The organism is Gemmatimonadota bacterium, from assembly GCA_016719105.1.
Classification (GTDB): Bacteria; Gemmatimonadota; Gemmatimonadetes; order Gemmatimonadales; family Gemmatimonadaceae; genus SCN-70-22.
On the sequence record JADKAQ010000025.1, the window covers coordinates 60,166 to 72,396 of the forward strand.

The 12,231-nt window shown below is 68.6% G+C and carries 10 protein-coding genes; all 10 read right to left on the bottom strand.

Annotation, left to right across the window (positions count from 1 at the left end; genetic code table 11):
• Positions 1-65: 65 nt before the first annotated feature.
• The 10 genes from IPN47_21805 to IPN47_21850 all read right to left on the bottom strand — a co-directional run bounded on the left by IPN47_21805 (position 66) and on the right by IPN47_21850 (position 12,129).
• A complete protein-coding gene (locus IPN47_21805) occupies positions 66-1,466 on the bottom strand; it encodes a M24 family metallopeptidase (protein MBK9410633.1) in 1,401 nt (466 codons plus the stop codon).
• Positions 1,467-1,696: 230 nt separating this feature from the next.
• Positions 1,697-2,713 carry an aldo/keto reductase gene (locus tag IPN47_21810; protein ID MBK9410634.1) on the bottom strand — a complete coding sequence of 339 codons (1,017 nt, stop codon included), beginning with the start codon at positions 2,711-2,713 and terminating at the stop codon, positions 1,697-1,699.
• Between the two features lie 15 nt (positions 2,714-2,728).
• On the bottom strand, positions 2,729-3,271 hold the full coding sequence (locus tag IPN47_21815; protein ID MBK9410635.1) for a hypothetical protein: 543 nt from the start codon (positions 3,269-3,271) through the stop codon (positions 2,729-2,731).
• A 129-nt stretch (positions 3,272-3,400) separates the two neighbouring features.
• A complete protein-coding gene (locus tag IPN47_21820) occupies positions 3,401-4,414 on the bottom strand; it encodes a prolyl oligopeptidase family serine peptidase (protein MBK9410636.1) in 1,014 nt (337 codons plus the stop codon).
• On the bottom strand, positions 4,411-4,893 hold the full coding sequence (locus IPN47_21825; GenBank protein ID MBK9410637.1) for a RidA family protein: 483 nt from the start codon (positions 4,891-4,893) through the stop codon (positions 4,411-4,413). The genes IPN47_21820 and IPN47_21825 overlap by 4 nt, the downstream gene beginning before the upstream one ends.
• Before the next feature lie 127 nt (positions 4,894-5,020).
• Positions 5,021-6,091 (bottom strand): aromatic ring-hydroxylating dioxygenase subunit alpha, encoded by a 1,071-nt coding sequence (locus IPN47_21830; protein ID MBK9410638.1) that lies wholly within the window; start codon positions 6,089-6,091, stop codon positions 5,021-5,023.
• A 69-nt stretch (positions 6,092-6,160) separates the two neighbouring features.
• On the bottom strand, positions 6,161-8,548 hold the full coding sequence (locus IPN47_21835) for a penicillin acylase family protein (GenBank protein ID MBK9410639.1): 2,388 nt from the start codon (positions 8,546-8,548) through the stop codon (positions 6,161-6,163).
• Positions 8,549-8,723: 175 nt separating this feature from the next.
• On the bottom strand, positions 8,724-9,506 hold the full coding sequence (gene lepB, locus IPN47_21840; protein MBK9410640.1) for a signal peptidase I: 783 nt from the start codon (positions 9,504-9,506) through the stop codon (positions 8,724-8,726).
• A 193-nt stretch (positions 9,507-9,699) separates the two neighbouring features.
• On the bottom strand, positions 9,700-10,074 hold the full coding sequence (locus IPN47_21845; GenBank protein ID MBK9410641.1) for an SWIB/MDM2 domain-containing protein: 375 nt from the start codon (positions 10,072-10,074) through the stop codon (positions 9,700-9,702).
• A gap of 399 nt (positions 10,075-10,473) precedes the next feature.
• On the bottom strand, positions 10,474-12,129 hold the full coding sequence (locus tag IPN47_21850; GenBank protein MBK9410642.1) for an alpha/beta fold hydrolase: 1,656 nt from the start codon (positions 12,127-12,129) through the stop codon (positions 10,474-10,476).
• Positions 12,130-12,231: the final 102 nt, after the last annotated feature.

Genomic DNA, 12,231 nt, shown 5'->3' on the forward strand with positions numbered 1-12,231 from the left:
CCACGGAGAACCGTGGAGGGGCCGATGGTTCTCGCACGAATATATCGTGCTGAAGACGGGAAGACTCACTGCGTGACCTTCGGCCGCACGAGGTGGTACTCGCTCTGCCGCTTGAAGGCCCAGCGCGGCTTGCCGTCGGCGCCGAGGATGAAGTCCTCTTCCTGGGCCAGGCTCACCTTCTGGTTCCCCCATTCGGGGACGGTGGAGGTGGTCTGCAGCTCCGACGAGAACCACATGCTGGGGATGACGGTGGCGTCTCCGCGGCCCGGGACCCCGTCCTGGTAGTCCCAGAGTCCGAAGATGGGGCCGGCGCCGTGGCCGTGCATGCCGATGGGGTGCGAGTACATCGTCCCCTCGACCCCTTCGGCCTTGAGCTTGGCGCGCGTGGCGCGGAGGATCTCGTTCCCGCTGCGACCGGGTCGCGTCTCCTCGAACAGGATGTCCTGGAAGCGGTTCGAGTTCGCGAGCGCCTTGATGAGTCCCGGCGACGGGGCGGTCTCGCCGTCCTTGAGGACGTAGGCGTTGTGCTGCGTGTCGGTGTTGAGGCGCATGGCGGTGATGCCGACATCGCAGTGCAGGACGTCACCCGGCTGGATGACCGGGTTCTCGCCTAACGTGGCGCCGGTGGCGCCGCGGCGCTGGATGGAGACCGACGGCTGGAACCAGGTGCCGAGCCCGAGGTCATTGACCTGCTGGCGCCACCACCAGACGAGATCGTCGGTGCGCGTGACGCCGGGGGTGATGACCTCGTTGGAGAACATGCGGGCGATGAGCGAGTGGACCAGCTCGTTCATCTTGCCGAAGACGACCTCCTCCTCGGGGAGCCGGGCGGCGATCAGCTGCAACGGGAGTGCTTCCGCCTTCTTGAAGCGCGACGTCCACTTCTTCCCGAGCATGGCGGTCATCCCTTCGAGCTCGCCAGCCGAGAGGCCATCGGAGAAGGCATGCGTGCGGGAGACGTCGATGCCGATGACCTTGGGGTTGCGCTCCTCGAGCACTTCCTTGAGGAGGAGCCACTGCTGGTCGCCCCACAGCTCGGCGTTGCGCCCGCCGGCGGGGTTGTCGATCACGGCCTTGGCCGTGTAGGCCTTGTAGATCCCGCCCTGCGAGGTGCCGCCTAACGCCAACCGCTCGACGCAGGAGCCGTCGCCGGGGTCGGCCTTGCCCGAGGCGGCGCACTTGTCGAAGAAGACATAGATCGTGCGCCGACGCGCCGCGAAGGTGGTGGGCGAGACGATGGACGAGAAGACCGGATCCTCGTTGTACTCGCGCATGGACACGACCCAGAGGTCGATGCCGTGCGTGCGCAGGAGCTTGGGAAGGACGGTCTCCATGCGCTGCTTGAGCCAGCGCTGTTGCGTGGCGGCCTGCTCGCGGAGCGTGCCGAGGGGGCGCGACTGGGCGTCGCCGGGGGCGGCGGCGAGGGTGAGGGCGGCGAGCGTGGCGAGGGCGGCGCGGGACGTCATGAGACGGGAGACGGGGGTCGGGGGGGCGAGCGGCGGAGCTGCTCGGGGGGGGGGGGACGAGGCGGAGGGCGGAGCGCGTCGAGGGTGCGACGGGGGTGGAAACGAAATGGTACGCGGTGCGGTGGAATGATGCTGCGAGTTGGGGCGGCAGGTGAGATGTTGTGGTTCGGGGGGGGCCCCCCGCCACGACCACGTCGCTCCCCCCGCTCGCTCGTCGCCCTGCCGCGTCGCTACCGCTTCATGTTCGTCAGCACCAACCCGCCGTCCAACCAGCCGCGCACCGGGTGTGGCTGGTACGGCGACTCCAGCTCCGCACACTCCTCCGCCGTCAGCACCAGGTCGCACGCCGCCGCGGCCGCGTCGAGCTGCTCGAGCTTCGTCGTCCCGACGATCGGCGCGGTCACCCCGGGACGCGAGAGCAGCCACGCCAGCGCCACCTGCGCCGGCTGCACCCCTCGCCGCGCGGCCACCCGGATCGTCGCCTCGACCACGTCCCAATCGGCCGGATGGTCGTACAGCTGGTCGGCCAGCACGCCATCGCCGTCGTCGCGCGGCGACATCCCGTGTCCCCCGCGCTGGCGCTTCCCGCCTAACAAGCCGCGTGCGAGCGGCGACCACGGGATCACGCCGAGTCCCTGGTCGAGACAGAGCGGGATCATCTCGCGCTCCTCTTCCCGGTACACGAGGTTGTAGTGGTTCTGCATGCTCACGAACTTCGCCCATCCGTTGCGCTCGGACACCGAGAGGGCCTTCATCAGCTGCCAGGCGAACATCGAGCTGGCGCCGAGGTACAGGACCTTCCCCTGCCTGACGAGATGATCCAGCGCGGCCAGCGTCTCCTCCACCGGCGTCTCGGCGTGATGGCGGTGGATCTGGTACAGGTCGATGCGCTCCACCCCAAGCCGCCGCAGCGAGTCCTCGCACGACTGGATGATGTGCTTGCGCGAGAGCCCGATCCGGTTGGGACCGTCGCCCATCTTGAGGCGCACCTTCGTTGCGATGACCACTTCGTCGAGGCGCGCGTACTCGCGCAGCGCCCGCCCGGTCACCTCCTCGCTCACCCCGAGCGAGTACACATCCGCGGTATCGAAGAAGTTGATCCCCAACTCCACCGCCCGCCGGAAGAAGGGGCGTGCCTCCTCCTCCTCGAGCACCCAGGGGCGCCATTGCCGGGTGCCATAGCTCATGCACCCCAGGGCGATGCGCGAGACGACGAGGCCGGTCTGGCCCAACCGTGTGAACTGCATGAAGACGAGAGGACCTCAGCCCTTGTGGTGCGTCGAGGCGTCGTGATGCACGGCCGAAAAGGTGTGGTCGCGGTGCGCCCGCTTGAGTAGTTGGTAGCGCACGAGCTGCACCACGCCAGCGAGGACGAGGGCGAACGCCCCCACGGCGATCACGCGCCAGAACAGCGTCGAGCTGGCCATCGACGGCCAGTCGTCGAAGGTGGCACGCGCCGACCCCATGGGCTCGGCACGCATGGCGATCAGGGCGAGTGAGGCCAGCGACTCGGCCACCGCCTCGAGGACCGCGAACAGCGGGGCGCGCCAGAGCCAGTGCCGCAGCGTGTAATTCCCCAGGTGCAACGCCGTCATCCCGAACAGGAGGATGAGGCGCACGGCGAACATCGCGCCGGCAAAGACGAGCGAATCGTTAGGCCCCTGCGTGAACACCACCGCCCAGAACAAGCGCAGGAAGACGCCCGTGACCAGCGCCATCGCCACGATCGACATCGAGAACCGCCGAATCGCCGGCGGTTCCTCGAGCTTGAACGTCCCGGTGATTGCAGGAAAGAAGGGAGCCATGTCGGGGAAGCTAGGGCTCGGAGCGAGGCTCCGACAGCGTGGCGGCGCACACATTCCGTGTGCGCCGAGGGACACCGCGGCAGCGGCGGAAGATCGGCCGTCGCCACGCCTGTCGTCCGACAACCGTCGCTAGCGCACCGCGACCTGCTGCGCGAGCCAGGCAAGGCTCTCACGCGCATGCACGCGCCAATAGTCCCAATCGTGCTTGCCGGGCCACTCGGCATATGCCGGCGCGAACCCCAGCCGGGTCAGCTCGGCGCGGAGCACGCGACTCTGGTCGATGAGCCCGTCCTCGGTCCCGCAGTCGAGGAAGATCGCGGGCACGAGGTCGCGACGTGTCGCCGCCAGGCGTTGCGCCCGACGGAGCGGGTCGCGGGCATACCAGGCGGCGGTGTCGGCACCGAACGCCGGCGCGATGAGCGGCCACATGCGATCGCCCCAGCTTTCGCGCAGCGCGGCGTCGCTCTGCGCGTACCGCGGCACCCCGTCGAACGGATGTGCGCCCGTGTACGCCGGGGAGACGACGCCGGAGTGGCTTGCCGCGGCGCGAAAGACCTCGGGATACTGCAACGCCATCGTCAGCGCGCCGTAGCCACCCATGCTCAACCCGGCGATCGCGCGCTGCGCGCGGCTGGCCACGGTGCGGTAGCGCCGATCGACCGCCGTCACGAGATCGTGGGCGATGTAGTCGTCGTAGTGCGGCCACGGCACGCAGTACGAGGCGTCGGTGTCATCGCCGGGGCGCGGCTTGAACTCGCGACGGCAGACCGAGATGTCGAAGAGCCGGTTCCAGGTGGTGTACCACCCGTCGTCGCCATCCGGCATCACGACGACCATCTCCGGCAGGCCAGCGGCGGTGAGCGAGTCCAGCGTCTCGTCGAGCCTTCCCTGCTTCGTCCAGTCGGTCTCGCTCCCCCAGAGCCCGTGCAGGTAGTAGACCGACGGAAAGCGACGCGCCGGCTGCGTGGCGTATCCCGGCGGGAGCCAGACGATGGCGCGCTTCTGCGTGCCTAACGCCTGCGACCAGAAGGTGAGCGTATCGACGGTGCCGCGGGGCACCACCTGCGCCGGCAGGGGGCGCGCGAGCAGCCCCCCGGCGAGCACCGCCGCGACCGGGAGCAGGGCCCGGGCGGCGCGCCTCACGGCACCGCCGCGATGCACTCGATCTCCACCCGGGCGCCGAGGGCCAGCCCGTTCGCCCCGAGCGCGCTGCGCGCCGGCTTGTTGCGCGGGAAGAAGGTCGTGTAGATCTCGTTCATCGCATCCCACTCGCGCATGTCGGCCATGAAGACGGTGCACTTCACCACGCGGTCGAGCGAGGATCCGCTCTTCTCCAGCACGTCCTTGATGTTCTCCATGGTTTGCCGAGTCTCGGCCTGGATCCCGCCGGGTACGACACCCCCCTGCGCGCTGGCCGAGGTCCCGATCTGCCCGGCCAGGAAGAGGAGGTTGCCGACCTGCACCGCCGGCGAGAAGGGGCGCGTCGGCTTGCCGTAGGGGAGGTGCCAGGTGACCCCGTTCTCGGTCACGGAGGCGGGCGACGGCGCGGGGGCAGGCGTCGGCGTGGCGCGCGAGCATGCCCCAACCACGAGCAGCGGGAGAACCAGCAGTCGAGCGTTCATCGGTATGGAGAGGTGAAGGGGAAAGGTGTCGGGAGCGTCCACGACCGCCTGGTCGTCACTCGGCCTGCGTGACTGCGGCGCCCCGGCCGTCGCCGGGGTGCCCGCGGCCCGTGCATCGTCCCGTCGCTCACGTCAGCGACTCGTGCAGCAGCGAATGAAAATGGTGCACGCCATTTTCCCTGGTCGCCGAGTAGCGCCCGCGATCGTAGATGCGCGATCGCAGGTTGCGCTGCACGGCTTCGCAGATCGCGATGTCCTCGTCCTGGATCTCGAAGCTGAAGTCGGTGATGCGCGCCCAATCCGGGTCGTTGTCGGCCGGCGGGTTCACCGCGTACCAGTCGAAGCGGACGCGCGTCGTGTTGTGGTCGATGGGGAGGACGATGTTGGTCTGCATCTGCCCCTGGTAGATGTTGAGCATCCAGTTGGGATAGATCCAGTAGTAATGCGCCTCATCGTCACCGGCGCGCGGGATGTACTTGCGGTCGGCCGCGTGCGCCGCGAGGGGGCGCAGCGGCGCGTACTGGCGCGAGTAGTACCGATGCGGCTCGACGACGTACCGGTCCACATCGAGCTCCTTGTGCAGCCCGGGGTGCACGACCGACACGTGATACCCCTCGAGGTAGTTGTCGACGTAGACCTTCCAGTTGCAGTGGATCGTCCACTCCCGCGACATGACGTAGCGCATGCGCTCGGCGTGGAAGCGCTCGCACTGCTGCGGAATGTCCTCGATGAAGTGCGCGAGCGGCGGCGCCTTGAGGTCGAGGTTGGCGAAGACGAGGGGGCCCCACGTGGCGACCTGCACCGGGAGCAGCTGGAAGTCGCCGGGGGAAAAGTTGGCGGTCCCTTCCATGCCGGGCGCACGGACCAGCGCCCCCTGGAGGCTGTAGGTCCACCCGTGATACTTGCACTGCATGCTTTGTCGTCGACCGCACCCGGTCGCGACCGGACCCGCGCGATGCAGGCAGACGTTGTGAAAGCCGCGCAAGACCTCGCCATCGCGCACGATCACGATCGACTCGTTGGCGATCTCCGCGGTGAGGTACGAACCGCTCTCCGCCAGCTGCTCCGTCCGCCCCACGAGCTGCCACGTCTTCGCGAAGATCTTCCCCACCTCGAGCTCGAGGTAGACCGGATCGTTGTACAGCCTCGCCGGGATCGTGGAGGCGTGGGAGACGTCGAGGTTGAACGAAAAGGGCATGCGCGCGACCCTACGGGAGGGAACGACGGCAGCAACGCGTGAGACGCGACGGCACCGACCGTCTCGCACTCATCGCGTCGCCCGGCGTTGTGGTTGCAGCCAGAGGACCTGCTCGGTTTCCTGCTCGACACGCTTGCGGCTGTAGACGAGGGGGAAATAGTCATCCTTGCCCCACAGCGGCAACAGGTCGCCGTAGTGCGCGCTGCGCGGATCCGCGGACTGGCCCGGGACGTTGGTCACGACGGAGCGGTCGAAGTCGCCCAGGTCGATGATTTCGCGGAAGGACGCGCCAGCGGTCTGCTTGAAGTCGCGCCCGCCGGTCGCGTAGACCGTGTTCCCGTCGCCACCGCGGGAGGCCGACGGGAGGTCGTAGCGCGAGGAGAGCGGATGGCGGAAGACCGCCAGGTGCACGTCGCCGTACCGCCAGGCGGCGCGGTCGGCCCCAAAGCGGCGCGTGAGGTCGGCGACGGCGTCGTCGAGCGCGCCGAGGAGGAGGGAGTCGCTGGCCGGGGTCGCCGACGTGGCCAGCGTTCGTTCCAGCCACTGGTACTCGGGGCGCAGCGCGAGCGCCGCGCTCGTCTCCCGATCGTCGGGGAGCTGGGCCGCGATCGCTCGGCGGTAGACGGCCGGGGCCCACGCGGCGAAGAGCGTCGGGGCCACCTGGTCGCGCGACATGCGCAGGTTCCAGTCGGCCAGGAGCCTCACGTCCGCTCGTCCCGAGACCCCCCACCGGTTCGCCGCCGCCGTGAGCGAAGGAACGAGCGCCTCGGCCAGCTTGGAGTGGTCGTCGTGTTGCAACTGCCGGAAATCGTCGACGGTGAACTTGCGCGGCTGGCGCAGGACCTCGTGCACGCGATCGATGCGATAGCGCGAGGCCCACTCGTACGAGAGCGGGATGGGGTAGCTGTCGGGGAGAATGTTGTGGTTCGCCGTGGCGATGTAGCCCTCGGCCGGATTGAAGGCGCGCGGCAGCTGCATCCCGGGGACGAAGCCCGACCACTCGTGGCTCCCTTCGCCGGGGACCGGGAGGAGCCCGGACCAGCTGCGCGTGGGCATGAGTCCGCCGGCCACCCACCCGATGTTCCCGTCGACGTCGGCGTAGATCATGTTCTCGCTCGGCATGAGCCAGCGCGTCATCGCCGCCTGGAACTGCGGCCAGTTGCGCGCACGGTTGAGCGAGAGTGAGGCGAGGTAGGAGGCGGTCCCCGGCTCGGCGTGCACCGAGCGGATGGCGAAGGCGCGCCGGCGCGCGGTGTCGACGGAGACGATGGGGCCGTGCACGGTGTAGCGCAGGGTGACGACGCGCGGCGCCTCCCCCTTCACGCGAATCGTGTCGGTGATGGACTGCACATGGCGCCAGGCGCCCTTGTGGCGGTAGCAGTCGAGCGAGGATTCGGTCCGGTGGGGAACCGATTGGTTTGGCGAGGACGCGGCGGCGGTGGCACGTTGTTGTTGGGGGGGGCCCCCCGGTCGCGCCGGGCAGGCGCCTAACGTCTCCACGTACACGTCCTGCTGGTCCATCCCCACCACCGTCAGCCCGAAGGCGATGCGGTCATTGTGCCCGATCGACACCCCCGGGCTCGCCGGCTCCCCTGCCCCGATCACGTTCCACCCCGGTGCCACCAGGTGGGTGAGGTATCGCACCGCCGGGTTCGTGATGACGCGGTGCGGATCGTTGGCGAGGATCGGCCGCCCGGTGGCAGTCTTGCGCCCGCTGACGGTCCAGTTGTTCGACCCTTCGATGCGGTTGTACGCCACGTCGGCAAAGGCCGACCCGAAGCCACCTAACGATGCGGCACCGATCCCGGCCAGGTCGAGCCCCGGCGCCGGGTCGAGTGCGCGCACCGGATCGACCGGGAGGAGTGCCTCGACCCGCTTGGCCCCGAGCTTGGCGACCAGCTGCGCACGGAGCACCTCCGACGACCCGTTCGAGACGCCGGAAAGCCCGGTGGCACGAGACAGCGGCACCTCGATGCTCCACGGCTCTGGGCGAAAGCCGAGCATCCCGAACTCGGGCGGGAGCGAGTCGCCGGCCTGCGCGATGTACGCGTTCACCCCGCTCACGAAGGCGGTGACGATCGCCTTGGCGTCGGGCGCGTAGGCCGCCCACTCCTTCTTCATGTCGCCGCGGTACTTGAAGGTGCGCGCGAAGCGATCACGATCCACCGCCGAGGGCCCCAGGACCTCCGCCAGCCGACCTTCGCCCGCTCGCCGCCACATCTCCATCTGGAAGAGGCGATCCTGCGCCACGACGAATCCCTGCGCGAAGAAGAGGTCGTGCGTGTTCTTCGCGTAGATGTGCGGCACCCCCCACCGATCGCGGCGCACTTCCACGGAGGCCGTGAGCCCCGGCACCTGCAGACGCCGCTCCTCCACCGCACGCCCGCGCCAGGCGACCGCCCCCGAGGCTGCCAGCGCTGTCACGCCAGCGAGGATCCATCCGCGATGTGCCGCCATGCCCGTCTTCGTCCGCGTCGGTGGTGTTCGCCCTCGCGCCACTCGGCGCGCGCCCCTACAACGTTGCGTCGCGACAACGGTCGCGCGGAAGGGACGCGCCCCAACTCGAGGCCACTGGTCAGTGCGCGGCGCCTGCGGCGAGGGCGCGCACGCCGAGAGACAGGCGACTCACGCCTTACTTGATCCAGTGTCCGATCCGCCCCCACCGAATCGCCGTGATGAACGCGAGCGGGCGATCGCTCTCGGCGTTCCACGAGTAGTACACGAAGAGCGGGCGCCCACGAAAGTTCTCGCGCGGCACGACGCCCCAGTAGCGCGAGTCCTTCGAGTTGTAGCGGTTGTCGCCCATCATGAAGTAGTGCCCCTGCGGCACCACGAGCGGTCCCCAGTAGTCGTGCGTCGGCTGCGCCGGTGCCGCGCCGAAGCGCGAGGCGGTGAGTGCGATCTCCTTCTGCCAATCGAAGAGCGGACTCACCTCGTTGGGATCGCCCGCCTCCGACGACGCACCATAGCCCTGCCGCTGCTCGATCCCGTTCACGAAGAGTTTCGCGTCGCGCATGTGCAGCGTGTCACCCGGCATCCCCACGATGCGCTTGACCAGCGTCGGCGTGGGATCCCACGGCTGGTCGACTTGAGGCGGCGACACAAAGACCGCGATGTCGTAGCGCGCCGGCTCGGCGTAGCCGGGAAGGTTCACGTTGCTGAAGGGGACGTGCGGACCGAAGCGCAGCTTGTTGACGAAGAGCCAGTCCCCCACGAGCATCGACGGGATCATGCTCCCCGAGGGGATGCGATACGCCTCGAAGAAGAAGGCGCGGATGAAGAAGAAGAGCAGGATCGCACCGCCGATCCCCTTCACATTCTCCCACAGTGCGCTCTTCGAGAACGACGAGCCGCTCGACTTCTTGCGTGACTGGGCGACGACGTTGTTGGGCTTGGATGACTTCTTGGCGCTCATGCGGCTCGGGCGGATCGGGCGACGTGAGTGGGTCGGGAGGCGGCGGAGCAGGCAATTTAACTACGACGGCGCGCGCGTCGTGTTCCATCGTTCGAGCGCGCGGGGGACGAGTGGGACGCGCGGGGGCCCGATGCACGAGAGGCGCGCCTCCAGGGGAGACGCGCCTCTCGCGAGGTCGGCGTGGTGTCGCCGCTTACTTCTTGAGGTGCTTGTTGACGAGCGCCGTCATCTCGAACATCGAGACGGTCTTCTTGCCACCGAACACCTTCTTCAGCGCCTCGTCGGCGTTGATGTTGCGCTTGTTCTTCGAGTCCTGCAGGCCGTTCTTGTGGATATAGCCCCACAGGTCCTTGGCAACCTGGGAACGCGGACGCGGCTTCGGGCCGATCACCGCCGCGAGCTCCGTGGTCGGCGTCATCGGCGCCATGAACGCCGGATTCGGCTTCCGCTTCGCAGCGGGCTTCTTTGCAGCAGCCTTCTTCGCAGGCGCCTTCTTGGCGGCAGCCTTCTTCGGAGCAGCCTTCTTCGGCGCGGCCTTCTTCGCAGCGGCCTTCTTCTTAGCGGCCATCGTTCGACTCCTGAGTGATGGAAACGTGAATTCCCCCGGTGGAAACCACGAATTCTTCGCGGCAAAAACTAAAGGCGAACGTCGGAGACGCAATAGGGAAGTGCATCGCGCCCCCTATGAAAATCGACGTTTTCCCTAGGAGAACGCGCCACGGAGCCTCTTCAGCACCGCCATTCCCCGGGGAGAAACGTGTCGTAGCGCACCGTGCATGCACGCTGCACACGGTGCATTTGCCCCATCGTTTCCCCTGAGAAACGCCGCGTTCGCGCACGCGCTCCCCCCATAAGCAACGCGCGCGCGCACCATTCGTGAAGCAGCGTTTCCCCGGGAAAACGTCGCGTCTCCCTAGGGAAACGCCGGAATGCGACCGCTGCGCGCACCGCCGGTTGCAGCCCGCTGCTACTTGAGCGTCGTGCGCAGCCAGTCGAGCAACGCCGCCATCACGTCGGCGCGCACGAAGCGATCGGGGAGCGTGGTGTAGCCCGCCGGATTCCCGTTGGCATCCTGCACGAAGAGGTGATTCGCCTCGGGAAAGACGCGCATCGCCACGCGACGATTCCCGCCGTCACGCATGGCCTTCTCGAGTGCCCCCGCCTGCTCCGCCGTCACCTGCTGGTCCGTTGCCCCCTGCAGGATCAGCGTCGGCACGCGCACCTTGCGCGCGGTGACCAACGGATCGTAGTCGAGGAAGTACTTCAACCACGTCGACGTGCTCGCCAGCGAGTCGATCGACGCGTCGAGCGTCGCTAGGGACGAGTCGCGCCGCGCGGGCGTGAGCGACGTGTCGCGACGCACGGCGTTCCCCAGCTGGAAGCGCAGGATCTGTCGCCCCGTCTGTGACGGCCCGGCCATCAGCACGATGCCGCGCAGCGACGGATCGCTCACCGCCACCATCGGTGCAATGAGCCCGCCCTCGCTGTGTCCCACGAGTGCGAGTCGCGACCCGTCGATCTCGGGGCGCGCGCGCAGGTAGGCGAGCCCGGCGCGAATGTCATCGGCGAAGTCGGCGCTCGTCGCCGAAGCGTGATCGCCCGTCGACGCGCCGTGGCCGCGATCGTCCAGGCGCAACACCGCAATGCCGTGACGGCCGAGCGTGTCGGCAATCTGCCGGAAGGGACGATATCCCTTCAGGGGGGGAATCGCCTCGTCACGATCTTCGGGTCCGCTCCCGGTGATCGTGACCACCGCCGCCACCTTCCCCTTTCGGTCGCGAGGCATCGTGAGCGTCCCGGCCAGCGTGTGCCCGCCCGGGGTGCGGACGGTGACTTCTTCCGCCGTGTAGGGTGCGCCGGCGGGGGCGGAATAGTCCGGCTTCTCCACCGACATCGCGCTGGCACTGGCACTGCCGCCGCGCACACGCACGAGGCGCAGCCCCTGCGCCGGAATGACACCGCCCGTGATGTCGCCTGCCGCATTCACCGCCAGGCGCGCCGGGACGTTGCCCAGCAGCACGACCACCGAATCGCTCCCCCGGCGCACGACGCTCGCGAACGCGGTCTGCCCGCCCTGCAGGTTCCAGATGGGGACCGGTACGGAGTCACCACCGATGGCGCGGGCACGCTGGATCACCAACTCGACGATGGCAAACGACGGATTGATGAACGGCACCGCCCCCGGGCTGGTGGCGAAGCGCTGCGTCGCGGTGCGCCCGCCCCCACTGATGTCGACGATGACGCTGTCGCCCGTGAACCGCGCCTCGGCGTGCTGCGCCGGGGCGCTGGTCACGGCGGCCGTGGCCGCGCGATAGTCGTTGAGCAGGCGCGTCGCTCGGCCCTGCGCGTCGACGTCGACACGCAGCGTGAAGCGTGCGCTGGCCGGCTTGATGAGCATCTCCACGTCGAGCCCTGCCCGCGAACGGGTGAAGCGCTCGATCGCGATGGTGTCGTTCCCTGCCAGCAGGACGAGAAGGTCGCTGCCGGGCGCGCCCTGCGCGCGCGTGGGCCGCGGTGCGAGGACAACCAGCAGCAGCGCGACGAGGATCGGGAGGGTGGTGCACAGCAGGCGCGCGGCGCGCGCCGGGACGCCGTCTTGACGGCGCGGTCGTGGTGCGGACATGGAGAGTGCCAGAAGTCGTGGAAAAGCCGGTGATGACGAGACGAGCTGCACGAGGAACAACAGGTACACGCGGTGCGAGGCCACGGTGCCACAGCGCGATTC